This is a genomic window from Paenibacillus sp. J22P169, assembly GCF_059691995.1.
On the sequence record NZ_JCAUAO010000001.1, the window covers coordinates 1783012 to 1801863 of the forward strand.

The 18852-nt window shown below is 47.1% G+C and carries 18 protein-coding genes; 9 read left to right on the top strand and 9 right to left on the bottom strand.

Annotated features, from left to right (window positions below; all coding sequences use genetic code 11):
* The first annotated feature begins 30 nt into the window (after positions 1 to 30).
* From AC58QG_RS08345 to mtnB, 8 genes are all read left to right on the top strand, one after another.
* Positions 31 to 1233 (top strand): pyridoxal phosphate-dependent aminotransferase, encoded by a 1203-nt coding sequence (locus tag AC58QG_RS08345; protein ID WP_497361618.1) that lies wholly within the window; start codon positions 31 to 33, stop codon positions 1231 to 1233.
* Between the two features lie 396 nt (positions 1234 to 1629).
* On the top strand, positions 1630 to 2730 hold the full coding sequence (gene proB, locus AC58QG_RS08350; protein ID WP_497361619.1) for a glutamate 5-kinase: 1101 nt from the start codon (positions 1630 to 1632) through the stop codon (positions 2728 to 2730).
* A gap of 34 nt (positions 2731 to 2764) precedes the next feature.
* Positions 2765 to 4468 (top strand): proline--tRNA ligase, encoded by a 1704-nt coding sequence (locus AC58QG_RS08355; RefSeq protein WP_497361620.1) that lies wholly within the window; start codon positions 2765 to 2767, stop codon positions 4466 to 4468.
* A gap of 11 nt (positions 4469 to 4479) precedes the next feature.
* Entirely contained in the window at positions 4480 to 5727 is a 1248-nt protein-coding gene (locus tag AC58QG_RS08360; protein ID WP_497361621.1) for a glutamate-5-semialdehyde dehydrogenase, read from the top strand.
* Between the two features lie 27 nt (positions 5728 to 5754).
* Complete coding sequence (proC, locus tag AC58QG_RS08365; protein ID WP_497361622.1) at positions 5755 to 6624, top strand: pyrroline-5-carboxylate reductase; 870 nt, start codon at positions 5755 to 5757, stop codon at positions 6622 to 6624.
* Between the two features lie 58 nt (positions 6625 to 6682).
* Positions 6683 to 7951: a 2,3-diketo-5-methylthiopentyl-1-phosphate enolase gene (locus AC58QG_RS08370; protein ID WP_497361623.1), complete on the top strand. Its 1269-nt coding sequence runs from the start codon at positions 6683 to 6685 to the stop codon at positions 7949 to 7951.
* The gene (locus AC58QG_RS08375) at positions 7948 to 8610 is read left to right on the top strand and encodes a 2-hydroxy-3-keto-5-methylthiopentenyl-1-phosphate phosphatase (protein WP_497361624.1); all 663 of its coding nucleotides are present in this window, start codon (positions 7948 to 7950) and stop codon (positions 8608 to 8610) included. Before AC58QG_RS08370 ends, AC58QG_RS08375 begins: the two co-directional genes overlap by 4 nt.
* Positions 8607 to 9242: a methylthioribulose 1-phosphate dehydratase gene (gene mtnB / locus AC58QG_RS08380; protein ID WP_497361625.1), complete on the top strand. Its 636-nt coding sequence runs from the start codon at positions 8607 to 8609 to the stop codon at positions 9240 to 9242. The genes AC58QG_RS08375 and mtnB overlap by 4 nt, the downstream gene beginning before the upstream one ends.
* A 34-nt stretch (positions 9243 to 9276) precedes the next feature.
* On the opposite strand, the gene AC58QG_RS08385 is transcribed toward mtnB, so the two are convergent.
* From AC58QG_RS08385 to AC58QG_RS08425, 9 genes are all read right to left on the bottom strand, one after another.
* Positions 9277 to 9564 carry a hypothetical protein gene (locus tag AC58QG_RS08385; RefSeq protein ID WP_497361626.1) on the bottom strand — a complete coding sequence of 96 codons (288 nt, stop codon included), beginning with the start codon at positions 9562 to 9564 and terminating at the stop codon, positions 9277 to 9279.
* Positions 9565 to 9601: 37 nt separating this feature from the next.
* The gene (locus AC58QG_RS08390) at positions 9602 to 10288 is read right to left on the bottom strand and encodes a DnaD domain-containing protein (RefSeq protein WP_497361627.1); all 687 of its coding nucleotides are present in this window, start codon (positions 10286 to 10288) and stop codon (positions 9602 to 9604) included.
* A gap of 38 nt (positions 10289 to 10326) precedes the next feature.
* Complete coding sequence (asnS, locus tag AC58QG_RS08395; RefSeq protein ID WP_497362809.1) at positions 10327 to 11622, bottom strand: asparagine--tRNA ligase; 1296 nt, start codon at positions 11620 to 11622, stop codon at positions 10327 to 10329.
* 74 nt (positions 11623 to 11696) lie between these two features.
* Positions 11697 to 12905 carry an acetate kinase gene (locus tag AC58QG_RS08400; RefSeq protein ID WP_497361628.1) on the bottom strand — a complete coding sequence of 403 codons (1209 nt, stop codon included), beginning with the start codon at positions 12903 to 12905 and terminating at the stop codon, positions 11697 to 11699.
* The gene (locus AC58QG_RS08405; protein WP_497361629.1) at positions 12902 to 13774 is read right to left on the bottom strand and encodes a 3-hydroxyacyl-CoA dehydrogenase family protein; all 873 of its coding nucleotides are present in this window, start codon (positions 13772 to 13774) and stop codon (positions 12902 to 12904) included. The genes AC58QG_RS08400 and AC58QG_RS08405 overlap by 4 nt, the downstream gene beginning before the upstream one ends.
* A 146-nt stretch (positions 13775 to 13920) precedes the next feature.
* Positions 13921 to 15426 (bottom strand): AAA family ATPase, encoded by a 1506-nt coding sequence (locus tag AC58QG_RS08410; protein WP_497361630.1) that lies wholly within the window; start codon positions 15424 to 15426, stop codon positions 13921 to 13923.
* Entirely contained in the window at positions 15419 to 15955 is a 537-nt protein-coding gene (locus AC58QG_RS08415; protein ID WP_497361631.1) for a hypothetical protein, read from the bottom strand. The genes AC58QG_RS08410 and AC58QG_RS08415 overlap by 8 nt, the downstream gene beginning before the upstream one ends.
* A gap of 146 nt (positions 15956 to 16101) precedes the next feature.
* Positions 16102 to 16590: a cell wall elongation regulator TseB-like domain-containing protein gene (locus AC58QG_RS08420; RefSeq protein WP_497361632.1), complete on the bottom strand. Its 489-nt coding sequence runs from the start codon at positions 16588 to 16590 to the stop codon at positions 16102 to 16104.
* Between the two features lie 42 nt (positions 16591 to 16632).
* The gene (locus AC58QG_RS08425; protein ID WP_497361633.1) at positions 16633 to 17928 is read right to left on the bottom strand and encodes an amidohydrolase; all 1296 of its coding nucleotides are present in this window, start codon (positions 17926 to 17928) and stop codon (positions 16633 to 16635) included.
* Between the two features lie 258 nt (positions 17929 to 18186).
* On the opposite strand from AC58QG_RS08425, the gene AC58QG_RS08430 reads away from it, so the two are divergent.
* Entirely contained in the window at positions 18187 to 18813 is a 627-nt protein-coding gene (locus tag AC58QG_RS08430; RefSeq protein ID WP_497361634.1) for a DUF47 domain-containing protein, read from the top strand.
* Positions 18814 to 18852: the final 39 nt, after the last annotated feature.

Genomic DNA, 18852 nt, shown 5'->3' on the forward strand with positions numbered 1-18852 from the left:
AATCCCGACCTCCGGAGTGTGAATTAAACCGTGACAAACGTATCTTCAACAACTTCTCGCTTTGCCATACAACCTGCTGAAAGAATGAAGGGGCTCCCTACACAATTTTTTGCAACGCTCGTAGGTAAAGCGAACGCCCAAATTGCCGCTGGCCATGACGTCATTAATTTGGGCCAAGGGAATCCTGACCGCCCTACCCCTCCACATATTGTGACATCCATACAAGAAGCATCGGCTAATCCTTTGTATCACAAATATCCGCCATTTAGCGGTTTTCCGTTCTTGAAGCAAGCGATCGCGCAGCGTTATAAGGAAGATCATAACGTTGATCTCGATCCGGATACCGAAGTTGCCATTCTGTTCGGTGGTAAAACAGGTCTGATTGAAATCGCCCAATGTTTATTGAATCCAGGCGATGTCTGCCTAGTTCCTGATCCCGGCTACCCTGATTATTGGTCGGGCGTTGCGCTGGCAGGTGCAGAGATGGCATTCATGCCGCTGCGGGAAGAAAACAACTTCCTGCCTGATTATGCTCAGCTGAAACAGTCCGACTTGGATCGCGCCAAGCTGATGTTCATTAATTATCCGAACAACCCGACCGGTGCTACCGCTCCCGCTTCTTTCTATGAAGAAACAGTTGCTTTCGCGGAGAAAAATGGTGTCGTTGTAGCCAGTGATTTCGCCTATGGGGCCATTGGCTTTGATGGTCAGAAGCCAATCTCTTTCTTACAAACCCCGGGTGCCAAGGAAGTAGGCATTGAGTTCTATACCTTGTCCAAAACGTACAACATGGCAGGCTGGCGTGTCGGCTTTGCCCTTGGCAACAAAGAAGTCATTCGCCTCATTAACTTGATGCAGGATCACTATTATTGCTCCTTGTTCGGAGGCATTCAAGTGGCGGCGGCTACCGCATTAACTGCCTCTCAAGACTGCGTAACTGAACTGCGTGATGTGTATGAAAGCCGTCGCAATGCGCTCTACTCAGCTCTTGCCAGCATTGGCTGGAACGCAAAGCCATCGCAAGGCTCGTTCTTCTCTTGGCTGCCAGTACCGAAGGGCCATTCGTCCCAGAGTCTTGCTGATCTCCTTTTAGAGGAAGCGAAAGTTGTCGTGGCACCAGGTGTGGGCTTCGGCACACACGGTGAAGGCTATGTCAGACTTGGGCTTCTATCTTCAGAAGAGCGCTTAGAAGAAGCCGTGCAGCGAATCGGGAAGTTGAATCTTTTTGGGTAGACCAGATGGGTAGTCCAAATGTGAGAAATGAATAGGAATCAAGGCTTTTAGTTCTTTACAAAGTCTTGCGTACCATGCTATTCTAGATAGAATTAAAATTCCAAACAGCAACGTTATGATGGGAATAGTACGAATCGTGCCGCACGTAACCAGGGAGTAAGCTCCACCGACTGAGAGAGCTTGCCGTGAACCGAATCCGAACCCGCCCCTGAACCGTCAACGATGAGTTGAACAGTGCCCTACTGTTATACAGGGATTCTAGAGTTGAGCGCTTTGTATTTGACATGCGCTAATCTAAGGTGGTACCGCGGAAGCAACAGACTTTCGTCCTTATGTTTGAGGACGGGAGTCTTTTTTTTGTATCTACATAGTAGGAAACCGAAGGATGGGATGAATATGACTCAGCGAATCGTCGTCAAAATTGGCAGCTCCTCATTAACTTCCGATACGGGCGGCCTGAATCCGGATAAAATACGTTTCTTTGCGTCAGAACTTGCGCAATTGCAGCGCAGCGGCAGCCAAGTGCTGCTAGTGACCTCAGGCGCAGTGGCCGCAGGCTTCACATCCCTTGGCTACCGCACACGGCCCAAGGTGCTGCACGAGAAGCAGGCTGCCGCAGCCGTCGGCCAAGCGCTCTTAATGCAGGCGTACCATGAAGCGTTTGCGTCCCACGGCGTGAGCGTGGCGCAAATCCTGCTAACGAGGTACGACTTCTCCAACCGCAAGCGCGTGCAGAACGCGATGATGACGATTGACGAGCTCCTGCAGCGCGGCGTCGTACCGATTATTAACGAGAATGACACCGTCTCGGTGGATGAATTGAAATTCGGCGACAATGATACGTTGTCGGCGTTGGTAGGCAATTTGGTCAAAGCGAACAAATTGATCATCATTACGGATATGGACGGCCTGTACACGGACGATCCTCGTAAGAACGCGAACGCACAGCGTATCGATCGCGTAGATGCCATCAGCGATGAGCTGTTCAGCTTCGCTGGAGGCTCTGGGAGCGCGGTCGGCACCGGCGGTATGCGCTCCAAGGTCGAGGCCGCCCGCATCGCTATGCGCGGGGGCGTGCCAGTCTTCATCGGGCGCGTACTCGAGCCCGATGATCTGAACCTTGCCGTGAACGGCAACGGCAAGGGCACGTACTTTGACACGGCGCTGAACAATCTGCCGGTCAAGAAGCAGTGGGTCGGCTTCCACTCGCTGCCCCAAGGGCAAATCATCGTTGATCAGGGGGCCAAGGCAGCCCTGATCAACGGCGGAAAGAGCCTGCTCCCCGCTGGCATCACGGCAGCAGTTGGCGACTTCCACCCCGGCGACGTCGTCGAGGTGATATGCAGTGAAGGCGCGCTGCTGGGCCGCGGCGTTGTCAATTATGCGGCTTGGCAAGTGCAAGCCGCGGCAGGCTTATCCACGGATGAAGTCCAGAAACGTGTCGAAGTGTCACGCATTGAAGTCATTCACCGTGATGAATGGGTGCCTTTGACCTAACCTTAGATATAGAAAGCGAGGATCTCCCTTACTCATGAGACAACAACGATTGCTAAACCCAACATTACGAGATGTACCGGGAGATGCCGAAGCAGCTAGTCACCGACTCATGCTGCGAGCAGGACTCATTCGCCAGTTATCCAGCGGTATTTATTCCTATTTACCATTGGGTCTTAAGGCCCTTCAACATATTCAAACGATCGTGCGGGAAGAGATGGACCGCGCAGGTGCGCAAGAGATGCTCATGCCTGCTCTCCATCCTGCCGAATTATGGAAAGCCTCTGGACGCTGGGATGTTTATGGTCCCGAATTGATGCGGCTTGAAGACCGCAATGGTCGCGAGTTCGCCCTAGGTGCCACGCATGAGGAAGTTATTACGACACTTGTTAAGGATGAAATTCATTCTTATAAGAAACTCCCTGTTACGTTATATCAAATCCAAACCAAATATCGCGATGAACGTAGACCACGATTTGGCCTGCTGCGTGGTCGTGAGTTCTTGATGAAGGATGCCTACTCCTTCGATCGCTCCGCAAGTGGTCTCGATGCCAGCTATCAAGCGATGTTTGACGCTTATGTCAACATTTTTACACGTTGCGGTCTACAATTCCGAGCTGTTGAAGCGGATTCCGGCGCGATTGGCGGTACGGATACGCATGAATTCATGGCTTTGGCGGATGTTGGCGAGGATACGATTGTACATTGTCCTTCCTGTCAGTATGCGGCAAATTTGGAGAAGGCGACTGGGATCATTACTAACGCAGGAGCATCATCTACCGACATGCCAAATGCACAACCAACGAAAGTGCATACACCTGGTGTAACGAGCATTAAACAATTAAGCCAATTCCTGCACATAGAACCACAGCAAATTATTAAATCAGTTGCCTTACAAGCAGATGGATCGCCCGCTATTGTTCTTATTAGAGGTGATCTCGAAATCAATGAAATCAAGCTGAAGCATGTTTTTGGTGTTCAAGACATTACCCTGCTGTCCGAAGCCGAAATCACTACGCTTGGTTCAATAGCCGGATTTATTGGGCCGATTGGTCTTTCAACCGTCAGATTGATTGCTGATACATCGATTCAAGGTTTAAAGAACGCGGTTGTTGGAGCCAATGAAGCGGATTATCATCTTACTAATGTGGACGTTCAACGAGATTTGATTGATCTCACCTATGCGGAAGTTCGCAACGTCGGCCAAGGTGAAAGCTGTATCCACTGCGGACATGAGCTTGCTTTTGCCAAAGGGATTGAAGTCGGTCACGTATTTAAGCTCGGCACCAAATATAGCGAATCCCTCGGCGCTTCCTTCACCGATGAGAATGGACTCTCCGAGCCGATGATCATGGGCTGCTATGGGATCGGCGTATCACGCGTGTTGGCTGCCGTCATTGAGCAGCATCAGGATGAGCAAGGAATTATTTGGCCTAACGCTATTGCCCCATTTGCGATTCATCTGTTGACCGTTCAAATGAAAGATGAAGCGCAATTGAGATTATCCGAAGAGCTGTATCAAACCTTAACTCGCGCAGGCTACTCTGTCCTTTGGGATGATCGTGAGGAACGCCCTGGCGTGAAATTCAATGATGCCGATTTACTCGGCTTCCCATTACGCATTACCGTAGGTAAGAAAGCTGGCGAACGAATCGTCGAATGTAAAGAACGCCGTAACGGCACTGCTTATGAGCTGAGTGTCGATCCATTGTTAACGCATTGCCAATCCTTTTTCAACTAGGAGGTTCTCCCATGAGTGAAGTTATTAACAAATCCAAGCTTGCCAAACAAGCCGCCCAAGCAATGGGCAATCTCACAACCGAGCAAAAGAATGCAGCCTTACTGCTTATGGCAGATGCCCTAATTACGGAGCAACAAGCGATAATTGAAGCCAATAGCAAGGATTTGCAGCGTGGCAAAGAGCTAGGTACCAACGCTTCCCTGCTTGATCGTCTGGCTCTGAACGAAACGCGCATTGCGGCTATGGCGGAAGGCCTTCGTCAAATCGCAGAGCTGCCTGATCCGATCGGGGATACGCTAGAGTCCTTTGACCGCCCGAATGGTCTGCGGATTCGCAAAATCCGTGTGCCTTTAGGCGTTATCGGTATTATTTATGAAGCAAGACCGAACGTAACGGTGGATGCCGCAGGCTTATGTCTCAAAACCGGCAACGCCGTTGTGCTCCGTGGCGGATCATCAGCCCTATTTTCCAATGAGAAAATTGTAGAGGTTCTGCATACTGCCTTGGAACGTTCTGCCCTGCCTGCTGATGCGTTGCAATTAATCCTGAGCGCTGATCGCAGCTCCGTCGATGAAATGCTGAAGCTTAACGGCCTCATTGACGTACTAATTCCACGTGGCGGACACTCACTTATTCAAAATGTTGTCAATAACGCGTCTGTTCCAGTCATTGAAACAGGTGCAGGGGTATGTCATACTTTTATAGATCAAAGTGCACAGCTCGATATGGCTGTACGTATCGGCATTAATGCCAAAGCGCAACGTCCTTCTGTATGTAATAGTATGGAGACCTTGCTTGTACACGAAGCTATTGCTGAGAAACATTTAGCAGCCATTGCCGAAGCGTTCCAAGGTGTACATGTTGAGCTGCGAGGCGACGAGCGTGCAAGAAGCTTAGTTCCAAGTATGCTTGTTGCTGAACAAGCCGATTGGGGTACGGAATACGGGGATTATATTTTATCTATCAAAGTTGTCAAAGATCTTGATGAGGCGTTGTCCCACATTCGTAACTATGGCACGATGCACTCAGAGTGTATCGTAACGGAAGATGCTGCCAATGCAGAGAAATTCCTACAAGAAGTGGATGCTGCAGCTGTCTATCATAATGCTTCGACGCGCTTTACAGATGGCTTTGAGTTTGGATTCGGAGCCGAGATCGGCATCTCCACACAGAAGCTTCATGCTCGTGGTCCTATGGGGCTGCCTGCGCTAACTTCAACCAAATACCGCGTCTACGGAAGCGGACAAATACGCGAATAAGCCGTATATCCTAAGGAGGAATGCCCGATGTCCACGATGTTATCACAAGCGAAAATAGCCTTTGTAGGCGCAGGTTCTATGGCGGAAGCCATCGCCCGCGGACTTATTCAGACAGAAGTAGCCAATCCGAAACACGTCTATATGATGAATCGTTCCAATCAAGACAGATTGGCTTATCTTCGCTCAGAATACGGACTGGAGGCAACTTCGGATCCCGAAACGAAAGAAGTCTTCATTCGTGAAGCTGACGTTGTTGTACTTTGCATGAAGCCTAAAGATGTCGAAACTGCCTTTGCTGAGCTTGGGCCTATGTTGAATGAGAAGCAGTTGCTCATTTCCGTCATTGCCGGCCTTTCCATTGATAAAGCTGAAAAGCTGTTACAAACCAACATGCCCATCGTACGTACTATGCCTAACACCTCTTCAACTATCGGATTAGGCGCAACAGGAATGAGCTTCTCCTCTAAGGTTAATGATACATTCAAGCAGTTCGCCATCCAAATGTTTGAAGCTGTCGGAACCGTCACGATTGTGGACGAAGATAAGTTGGAAATTCTGACTGGTGTGTCAGGAAGTGGCCCTGCCTATGTATATTACTTTATGGAAGCGATGATTAAAGCAGGTATCGATGGCGGTCTATCCGAAGAGGATGCGAAGCAATTGACGCTACAAACGTTTCTTGGCGCGGCTCATATGGTGCAGCATACGAAGGAAGATCCAGCTGAATTACGCCGTAAAGTGACTTCACCTAATGGAGCTACGCAAAAATCAATTGAAGCATTGGATCGTTTTCAATTTAGCGAAGCCATTGCACAAGCTGTATTTTCTTCCGCTGCGCGTGCGAAGGAGATGGGCGAGCAAATTGCTACGACCAGTCCTGTAGGCAAATCGGTCTAATCCACTTTTGAGTTTATCATTTAGTTTGAATTCTAGTTAAAGCAGGTGAAAATTCGTCATGAGTTCCTATTGTTTAGCAACCTATCGGAGTTTCGATGAGAAAGCCGATTTTCATAAAAAAGCTACTGGCATCGCAGTCGGTCTTACCGTTGGCAGTTGGACGGAATTACCTGAAGCTCAGAAGGCTTCCATGGAGAAGCATTTGGGCAAGGTCGTTTCCGTTGAAGTGCACGAACCTGCTGCTGGTGAACCCTCTACTAACAGATTTGCGGATATCACGATCGCCTATCCGGATGTGAACTATAGTCGAGATATCCCCGCTCTGTTAGTGACTGTGTTCGGCAAGCTGTCTATGGATGGCAAAATCAAGCTGATCGACCTTGCATTTTCTTCCGATTTCCTAGCTGGGTTCCCTGGCCCGAAATTTGGGATGCAAGGTGTTCGAGATCTACTTGGCGTACATGACCGTCCGCTGCTTATGAGCATCTTCAAATCCGTTGTAGGGTACGAGTTGCCCGCACTTCGCGAGCAGTTTTACTTGCAAGCCGCTGGGGGCGTTGATCTAATTAAGGACGACGAGATCTTATTCGAAAATCCATTAACACCTATGGAGAAACGTATTGCGATTTGTCTAGAAGCTGCTGAGCAAGCGACGAAGGAGACTGGGCAAAAGCTGCTTTATGCGGTTAATTTGACAGGGTCAACTTCCAAACTTGCAGCACAAGCCAAGAAAGCCATTGCAGCTGGAGCAAATGCTTTGCTTTTCAATGTGTTGGCTTACGGCTTTGATGTCCTGCATGAATTAAGTGCAGATCCGGAAATTAACATTCCGATTATGGCACATCCTGCATTGGCTGGAGCTACGTATCCGTCGCCGCATTACGGTATTTCGCCTTCTGTCCTTCTAGGCAAGCTTATGCGTCTGGCTGGTGCTGATTTGGTGCTATTCCCTTCCCCATATGGCTCCGTTGTGATGCCGAAGGAAGAGAATTTGGCTATTAAGCATGCGCTGTTAACGCAAGATTTACGTAAAGATTACACCTATCAGGCTCCGTCTGACGCTGCATTGAAATTGGCACCAAGCTTCCCTGTTCCGTCCGCAGGTATTCATCCTGGTCTTGTTCCGCTCATTTTGCGTGATTTCGGACAGGATGTCATCGTGAACGCCGGTGGTGGTATCCACGGTCATCCGATGGGAACCATCGCAGGTGGACAAGCTTTCCGCCAAGCGATCGATGCAACGCTGCAAGGCAAAACATTACGCGAGTACGCCCTAACACATCCAGAGCTACAATCAGCTATTGACACATGGGGGATTAGAGAATGAGCAAGGAACGTATTGTCTTTTGTGACTTTGACGGTACAATCACCGTTAACGATAACATCGTAGCGATTATGAAGCATTTTAATCCCGAAGGCTGGGAAGGCATCGTCGAGCAAATCGTGACGCAGCAAATTTCCATTCGTGAAGGTGTAGGGGCGATGTTCGATCTGCTGCCGACCTCACGTAAGTCTGAGATTGTGGATTATGCGATCAACAATGCTAGAATCCGTGATGGCTTCGAAGAGTTTGTCTCCTATTGCAAGGAGCAAGGGATCACCCTTTTGATCACAAGCGGAGGCATTGATTTCTTTATTTACCCACTACTTCGTCAATTCGAGATTCCGGAAAATCATATTTATTGCAACGCCAGCTCTTTCGAAGGAGAAACGATCGAGATTCTATGGCCAAATCCGTGTGATGCTCATTGCCAGACCGATTGCGGCATGTGCAAAACAAGTATCATTCGATCCTACGATCCCCAGAAATATGAGCGGATTATTATCGGAGACAGTATCACCGATTTTGAAGGCGCTAAGCTAGTGGATACGATTTTTGCCAGATCACATCTCATCGAGCGTTGTGATCAACTCGGCTATGCGTACCATCCCTTCGAAACGTTCTTCGATATCATTAAGCAATTGGAGGCTGAACCCGTCAAATGAGTATTTTACTAGAAGAAAAACAGCGTGCCTTCGCTGAATTGCGTGACATCAAGGCTAATCTAGCAGCGCGCGGATGGTTTCCTGCGACAAGCGGTAACTTATCTGTTCGAGTTGGCGGCTTTGAGCCTGATGCGTTCACCTTCGCTATCACGTCAAGCGGTAGAGATAAATCCATCCAAACTCCCGAGGATTTCCTTCTCGTTAATGAAAAAGGCTTGCCGACGGAAGCTACTAGCCTTAAGCCATCTGCGGAAACCTTGATTCATAGTGAAATTTACCGCTTAACAGGCGCTGGCGCCATTTTCCACGTGCATACCATCTACAATAACTTAGCTTCTGAGCTTTTTGGCGAACGTGGCAGCATTCCTGTGGACGGCGTTGAATTGATTAAAGCGTTCAACATTTGGGATGAAGAAGCACAGATCGAGATTCCGATTCTGCCAAACTATGCCGAAATCCCACGTATTGCTGAGCTAGTCGAAGGCGCGATTGTCCCCCGTATCCCAGGCATCGTGCTGCGTAAGCACGGGATCTACGCTTGGGGCGCGAATGCTTTTGAAGCGAAGCGTCATCTTGAGGCGTTCGAATTCTTATTCGAGTATGTATATCGCTTGCATGTAATGAACAAGTAAGCGTGATTCTTGCGCGTAAGTCGATTTTTTCGACTTACGGCTGCATCAGGCCGCCGCTTTCGCGGTGTGTAAGTCGATTTTTTCGACTTACGGCGGCCTCAGACCGCTTTCGCGAGCGTGTAAGTCGATTTTTTCGACTTACAGCTGCCTCAGGCCGCTTTCGCGGACGTGTAAGTCGATTTTTTCGACTTACAGCTGCATCAGACCGCTTTCGCGGGCCTGTAAGTCGATTTTTTCGACTTACGGCTGCCTCAGAACCGCTTTCAGTCGATTTATTTCTGGTTTCTCCAGCTAACTCGGTGCAATCAAAAAAAACGCCCATTCCCTCTCCCTTCCGGAGAGAAAAATGGGCGTTTTTCTTATCGCGACTGTCGAAAACGCTGCGAATATTCTTTAGCCTGATCCACCGTCGAAACGCGATTGCGGCTCCAATCCAGTAAAATCCGATCAATATATCGGAAATGGACTTTACCAGCAAACACCGCTTCTTTCAGAGCCGTCATGATAAGCTCTTCTTTGTACATGTCTTTGTCTAACCAATTGCTGATTGTTTCCAGCTCCATTGGCGTCAAAGGTCTAGCGAATTCATTTTCGATCGTTGTATAAATGTTCTTCACACGTTCATCAGAAGGAGCAGCCGTCTGTGCCGCTAACTCCGCTAATTCTTTAAGCTGCTGTTCTGCCACGTGTTTTGCTAATTTCTTATACATCGGCGTCAGGTTGTACTGCTCACTTCGAAAACCTGTTGTTTCATGTGTTTCCTCATCGATCGCGATATACTGCTCTCGAATCAGCTTCTGCACACTAGCGATTACGACATCAGGTGAAGCAGACATCCGCTCCTGAATTTCATCTAACGTTGGGAAGTTATTCCTCTCCTTCTCAACAAAAGAAATGAAATGGATGAGTGTCATGACATCCACTTCACTCAAAAGCAGTGCGCGATAATGCTTGAGCAAAAGACTCGGTACCGCGACGCTCCCCTCCATAAAGCTATTCATCAGGATCGCTTCGACCTTCATCTGTGTATTCGTTTGAGTACTCATTCGTCGATCCCCTTTCTCCCCATGGACAATGCCACTACTTAAGGGTATAGACGGTATAACAGACGTGGGAATGGAATGGTTTCACGCACATGATCCAAGCCGCAAATCCAAGCAACTGTACGCTCTAAGCCTAAACCGAAGCCGGAATGCGGTACAGTCCCATATTTGCGTAGATCCAAGTACCACTGGTACGCCTCTTGAGATAGCTCATGCTCCTTGAAGCGCTGCTCCATCAATTCAGGGTCATCGATCCGTTGACTTCCCCCGATAATTTCGCCATAGCCTTCTGGCGCGATCATATCAGCACAAAGCACGACTTCCGGACGACTTGGATCTGGTTTCATGTAGAACGCCTTGATTTCCGTCGGCCAATGCGTGATAAATACGGGCGTTTCATATTGCGCAGCGATCGCTGTCTCATGCGGAGCACCGAAATCTTCTCCCCACGCGAATTCATGTCCGTTCTTTTGCAAGTAATCAACGGCCTCATCGTACGTAATACGTGGGAAGCTGCCTTTAATCTTTTCCAACTTGGATGTATCACGCTCCAAAGTTTCAAGCTCCGCTTGGCAGTTCTGCAGAACTGTTTGCACGATATGTGAAACGAATTGCTCCTGCACTTCAAGGTTTTCCGCGTGATCCACGAATGCCATCTCCGGCTCAATCATCCAGAACTCAATAAGATGTCTGCGTGTCTTCGATTTTTCCGCACGGAAGGTAGGACCGAAGGAGTATACGCGGCCTAAAGCCATAGCAGCTGCTTCCATGTAAAGCTGTCCACTCTGCGTCAAGAAAGCATCTTCATCGAAATATTTCGTATGGAACAAGTTGGTCGTACCTTCGCAAGAGGATGGTGTCAAAATGGGTGGATCCACCAAATGAAACCCTCTGTCATTGAAGAACGCTTGAACCGCTTTGATAATTTCTGCGCGAATCACAAGTACCGCACGCTGACGCGGGCTCCGAATCCACAGATGACGATTGTCCATTAGGAAATCTACGCCATGCTCTTTCGGTGTAATCGGATACTCTTCGGTAACTTGAATAATTTCAACACCCGTTACATCTAATTCAAAACCGCCTTTACTGCGGGTGTCTTCTTTCACTTTTCCCGTTATGTACAATGAGCTCTCTTGGGTTAACTTAGAAGCCGCTTCCCACGCCTCTTCACTCACTTCACTTTTCACAACAACACCTTGTATATATCCCGAACCGTCTCGAAGCTGCAAAAATTGAATTTTACCGCTGGAGCGTTTCTTGTTTAGCCAACAGCCGATGGTGACTGACTCGCCGACATGATGTTTAACTTCACTTATTGTACTTTTCATTTGAATACCCTTCCTCCTTAGAACTAAGATCACTGAAGATCTCCTCTATTGTACACTATTTCACTATTTCCACGAAAGAATCAATGGGACTGCGATTGTACGAGACTATACGTATCCTGGGCGATGACCCATTCCTCATTCGTAGGAATCACAAGTACTTCAACCCGTGAACCCGTCTTTGTAATTCGCTTCTCCACGCCTCTTCCTTGTAAGTTCGCTTCCTCCTCAAAATCAACCCCTAGGAAGCTCAGCCCCTCGCATACCGCTTTGCGCAGCGGCGCGGAATTCTCGCCTACGCCCGCCGTAAAGACAATCGCATCAACGCCATTCATCGCCGCGGCGTAAGCCCCGATGTATTTGCGCAGCCGATACGCATACATCTCAAAAGACAACGTAGCGTTCTTATCGCCCGCTTCCATAGCTTCCACGATCTCCCGCATGTCGCTCGAGATTCCTGAGATCGCCTGAAGGCCGCTATGCTTATTCAGCATGGAGCTGACCTCGCCGATCGTCAAATCCTCCTTGCCCATCACGAAGGGCACGATGGCCGGATCCAGATCGCCGCTGCGAGTGCCCATCATTAGACCTTCGAGCGGGGTCATCCCCATGCTCGTGTCAACTGACTGGCCGCCCCATACAGCGGCGCAGGAAGCCCCATTACCAATGTGACAGGTAATGAGCTTCAGCTGCGTCAGCGGGCGTCCTAAGAAGGCTGCGGCACGCTCGCTGACGTACTTGTGCGACGTACCGTGGAAACCGTAGCGGCGCACCTTGTGCTTCCGGTAGAGGGCCATCGGCACCGGATACAGATATGCCTTCGCCGGCATCGACTGATGGAAGGCGGTGTCGAAGACGACGGCTTGCGGCACGCCAGGCATGTTCGCATCCACCGCAGCAATGCCCAGCATATGCGCCGGGTTGTGCAGCGGCGCCAAATCGAAGAGTCGCCGAATCTCCTTCTTTACCTCGTCCGTGACGAGGACAGAACTCTTGAACGATTCGCCGCCGTGGACGACACGGTGGCCAACGGCATCGATCTGTGAGATGGCCGTCAGGACGCCATGTTCCGGATGAACTAGCACATCTAGCACCTTGCGGATTGCCGTCGTATGCTCAAGAATTTCATCTACCTTATGAAATTCGGGTTTATCTGCAGGCTCGTGCATCAGGATCGCGGTATCCATTCCGATGCGCTCTACTCTCCCTTTGGCCAGCACCGAAGCATCATCCATGTTGTATAGTTGATATTTCACCGATGAGCTGCCCGCATTGATCACAAGAATATTCATAGTCGATCACCATCCTTGTCATAACGGAAGAAGCCTTCTCCTGTCTTTGCCCCAAGATGCCCAGCACGAACCATTTGCTTCAGCAAATATGATGGCCGATATTTGATATCCCCGTATTCGCGGAACATCCCTTCTAGCGCAGCTAACACAGCATCGAGTCCGAAACGGTCACACATCTCCAATGGACCATGCTTGAAATCATAGCCGATGCGCATCGCTTGATCGATATCTTCCGCAGAAGCAACACCTTCAGATAATGTGTGCAATGCCTCATTGATGAGTGTACAAATCAATCTCGTCGTAATATACCCAGGTGATTCATTTACCTTAATACTCTTTTTGGAGAGTAAATCGTCAACAAACCGTCGAACATGGTTATAGGTTTCATCAGATGTTTTCATGGCTCTAACGATTTCAACCAGATTGACCTTGGCAACCGGATGCAGAAAATGTAAACCAATTACCCGCTCTGGATGCGTCGTTATCGCTGCAATCTCCGTTACACTTAACGTAGATGTATTCGTTGCTAGAATAATATGCGGCGAGCATATTTGATTAAGCTGGAAAAAGATATGCTTTTTCGCATTCAAATCTTCTGAAATCGTTTCAATGACAAGGTCACATATGGCCATGTCTTGTATCGAATCTGCTCTCTTTATTTTCGAGAGAATAGATTTTTTCTCCGCTTCTGTCAATGCCCATCGCTCAATTTGCTTATCTAAGCTAACCGTAATTTGCTCGAACGCACGGTCAAGCTTTTCAGTTGTTTTTTCGGCAAGCATGACGTCTAGGCCTCGGGCTGCCAGCATTTCGGAAATGCCTTGTCCCATCGTTCCTCCGCCAATTACACCAATTGTTCTGAACATCATAGCCTAGTTCTCCTTCTTCCTCGCAACTTCCAAATCGCAGTGCTGCAAGTTCAATCGATCTCGATTAGGTTTCACTCTAAGTATATGTATAATTACTACTCTTGGTAAAGACAAGAACCGCTGGCCTAATTGGCCAACGGTCATTATTATGCACTTTGAGATACCGAGGCGTCAAATAACGTACGAAATGTATCCCCAGAGAGTACTTCTTCTTTCATCAAAATCGCAAAAGCATGCTCGAAAATACCTCGTTGTTCATCTAACATTTGCTTCGTTCTCAACATTAAAGCATCCAGAATGGCAGCATTTTCTTTCATGAGTTGTTCCTTCGTCACCATCTCACGATCAATAATACCTAGGCTGGTAAGTCCGGCGTCCATCATGTTACGAACCATGGAGAGGGACTGTTCGAAATCGTTTCGTGAACCGGTACTGCGACCGCCGTAAATCATTTCTTCCGCCGCAGCGCCACCAAGAGCAATCATGATTTGATCTTCGATATAATCCTTAGTATACAAATAATGATCCTGCGGGGGATTATGACGCACATACCCTAATGCTTTTCCCCGTGGACTAACGGTAACCTGTGAAACGGATCCTGGACGGACTAGCTCGGCAATAATAGCATGGCCTAATTCATGATACGCCACACGTTCTTTCTCCTCATTCGCTGTTTCTTTATCTGTGCGTTCACCCATCATGACTTTATCAATCGCCGAAGCCAAATGAGGCAGCTCGATCGCTGGTTTATCTTCACGCATCGCATAAATAGCTGCTTCATTCAGTACACCTTCTAGCTGTGCACCTGAGAATCCAAAGGTTTGATCGGCTGTTTGATCCAAGGTAACCCCTTCAGCCAAGGGCTTGTTTTTGGCATGAATATGAAGAATAGCTAGCCGACCCTTTTTATCCGGCAGGTCTACCTCAATATGACGGTCGAAACGTCCTGGACGCAGCAAAGCGCTATCGAGCATTTCCTTCCGGTTCGTAGCAGCAATAATAAGGATGCGCGGCGCATCATTCGTATGAATCCCATCCATCTCCGTCAACAATTGATTTAAGGTTTGATCATACTCACGCTGTTGACCACCATCACGTTTACCACCGATAACATCAATTTCATCAATAAAAATAATCGCATTATCCTTGCCTTCTTTTACAGCACGCGTTCTGGCCTCTTTAAATAAGTCTCGAACCCGGCTTGCACCGACACCCACATACATCTCAACAAATTCACTACCTGATGCTGCCATATAGACGGAATTGGTATAATGTGCAGCTGCCTTCGCCATTAAAGTTTTCCCTGTACCTGGAGGCCCTGTCAGCAGCAATCCTTTCAGTGGACGAATACCTAATTTCTTAATTTCCTCATGCTTAATCAAGAAATCAAGGGCTTCCATCAATTCTTTCTTCGCACGATCTTGTCCACCGATCTCATCGAATGTCAAAAAAGACGGAGTTCGATTCTTACTTTTACGATCTCCGCCGCCTGCAGCAGCCCCGATGCCACCGCGGGTTTTCATCATATAGAATAACGAAACACCAAGAACACTGACGAATATGATAGGCAGCACGTTAACACCTTGAAATGCTAAAAACACAAGCAAAACGGGAATAAATCCAATCCCTATTTCTTTATATATTTTACTCATTCGGCCACACTCCGATCTGGGAGATTCTTGGCAGCATGATAAATTTTGTCGCATTACCATCTGTTAAGCGAATATATACGTTATGTTCATCCATTTCGCTATCAACTTTCATCGTAGGCACACCATCAGCATACTTCTGTAAGGTTGTTGGAATATCAGCGTAATGCTTCGTTTCCATCGCTTGCGCTACTTCAAATAACGCTTTGGACCACCACTGATCCAGCTTCTCAGAGGATTGATTCTTAATCGATATATTTACAGAGCGCTTCCCAATGATCGATGCGCCTTCTTCTTTAATTAATTCAACAACTTGCCGCAAATTAGCGTCAGGCTTCAGGGTCAACTCAATATCTACTTGATTGGAAGAAAGCTTCATCGTTGAATTCGTAACACCCGGCGTCGTACTAATGATATTTGATAATGGATTTTCCATCGCAAAGCTTGTATAGGCGAACCAACCACCAAAAAGTACACCGGCCGAAATAATCACGCTCAAGATCACAGGTAAAACGCGCAGCTTCATCTTCATAGATTGGCGTCCACCTTTCTGTAATGATTTATTTGTATGCCTCAAAAGCTATACGATTAGTATATCACTGTCATATACATCTGACCTTATGTAAACAGTGGAAACACAACCAAACACATACCTAGAAACAAAAAAACTCAACCTTCTTATTGAAGGCTGAGTCGATATGTATCCAGATAAGTACCATCTTTGAAGGCATAATAATCATAGAAATACCTAGTACCTCTATCATCCTTTGTCTTATAAAATACTTCCCAGACATAGTCATTTCCTAATTTACCTGGCAAAACACGTTCAATTTCACTGCTTGGCGCCTTTTTCAATACAGCGGCGCGGGCTTGCTCATCGGTGAAAGATTCCTCCGTTATTTCCGTATGAACTTCTTGATCCGACACCCAAGCAATTAAACGCTGCCCTAGTTTATTTTCCCCGTATACAATCTGATAGGCCTCATCACCGTAAAAAAAATCAACTTTCGAGGCTTTCGTCATCATACTGCCCTCATAAGCTTTCTCCACAGCTACACGTTTCTCATCCCAGTGTTTATTCTGTACATTGAGGTAGAATCGGCTAAGCACAACACCTAGCGTTAGTACAATAAAAACGCCAAGTGTAATCGTTCGCTTCGCATTCATGTACGCCGCGCACCTCCCCACATTCACTTACTCCGAAACAAACTAACCGATGAGTTTATCGAAGCATTGCTCAAATTCACGTTTAATTTTCTCTTCATCTAGCGTTAGGCATTCACCTTTACGTACAATCCAGTTCCCATCTACACATACATCTACAACATCTTTCGCACAAGCCGAGTAAACGATGTGAGAAACGAAATCGGTCTTAGGTAAGAAATGAGGTTGATCAATATCCAACGCGATGAAATCCGCCTTCATACCTGGTTCAAGCAGTCCCACCTTATCCAGCCAAATGGATTCTGCTCCCATACGAGTACCAAGCAATAAGGCTTCCTTCGCAGGAACAGCCAAAGGATCACCAGACACGCCTTTATGAATTAGCGCAGCCAGACGCATTTCTTCAAACATATCCAAATTGTTGTTGGAAGCCGCACCATCCGTACCTAAAGATACCTTGACTCCGGCACGCAACAAATCAGGCACTCGTGCTACTCCGCTCGCAAGCTTCAGGTTGCTGCCTGGGTTATGGGACACACGTACATCATATTTGTGTAGAATTGCAATTTCTTCATCATTCAAATGAACACCATGCGCAACAAGTGTTGGGCGTGTAAAAACACCTAGTTTTTCCAAGTGAGCTACCGGTCTTGCCCCATATTGCTCTACATTGCCTTCGACTTCACGTCGTGTTTCCGACATATGCGTATGGATTGGCAGATTCAGATCATGTGCGACTTGAACAATGCGCTCGATATAATCTGGTGGACACGTATATGGCGCATGCGGTGACATCATCGTTGTAATTCTACCATTTGCTTTACCATGCCAATTCTTCGCGAACTCCGTCGCTTCAATGAGCTTAGACGTTTGTACATCAGGAGGGCATAGTCCGATTACTCCTCGGGTCAATACACCGCGCATACCGGAGTCCTCTACAGCTAAAGCAACTTCATTCATATGGTCGTACATATCCACAAATGTCGTTGTGCCGCCCTTGATCATTTCAAGGATCGACAACCTTGTTCCCCATTTTACATCCTGCGAAGTGAATTTCCCTTCCATCGGCCACATTTTTTCCTCTAACCACACTTGCAGGGCAAGATCATCCCCATATCCGCGGAGCAATGACATCGCAGCATGTCCATGTGTATTCACAAGTCCAGGCATATACAGTTTATTAGTCCCGTCAATTACTTCATCATAGTTTTCTAGTGGTTCAGGAACTTCTGCCCCAATATATGTAATCTGACTGCCTTCGATCACCATGCAGCCCTTAATGGATGTTTTGTCTTCCTTATTAGAAATAAAAATACCGTTCGAAATTAATGTTTTTTTCATAGTAAAAAATCCTCTCTATGCTCATTCTATAAATAGCTACTACTCAATAAACTTTACATCTTCAGGCTTGTAAAATCAAGGAAGCTCAGCACTGTTCCAAGTATGTTGAGAAATTGTAAATTGTCACGGAATTTTCGTTGCTTTAGTCCTAATGAGTATGATACTTTAAACCTTGTGAGTTTTTTCTACAATTTGGTCTTTTTCGATTAACAAATTCGTTTAAAAACTTGTACATATAGTAAAAATTAGGAGGATTCTATGACAACGTTATTCACCAGAAAGAACGAAGTCGATTTCTTACAACTTCTCATTCGTGCTGCAGAGAACGCTCTGGAAACAGCTCAACTGTTTCGCACAGCGATGATGGGTGAAAAACCCCCAATTGAATATGTCAAAGCGATTCATGATCTGGAACATGCAGGTGACTCGATTACCCATGACATCTTCAGAGGTCTGAACAAAGTATTTATCACCCCGATCGATCGGGAAGATATTATGGTTCTTGCTTCCAAAGTGGATGATGTTACAGACGGGATTGAAGCAACAATTGCTCGTTTCGACTATTTGAATGTTTCTCATACAGATGCCTATATGAAGGATTTCTCAGGCGTGATTGTTGACTCTTGTCAACATATGTTAGATGCCTTCAAGCTATTGGCAAAGAAAAAATATATGCAAATTCCGGAACATACCGTAGCTATAAATAAGCTAGAAAATGATGGAGATCGCTTGATGCGTGAAGGGATTCGCCAAATTTTCATCACACGCAAAGATGTGTACGAAGATTTTAAACTCAAAGAAATTTATGAGCGCCTTGAAGAAACAACTGATGCTTGTGAAGATGTCGCTAACATTCTAGACAGTGTAGTACTTCGTTATTCTTAAGACAAAACGTCTTAGTGTACGAAGAAAGTTTTCCAATTG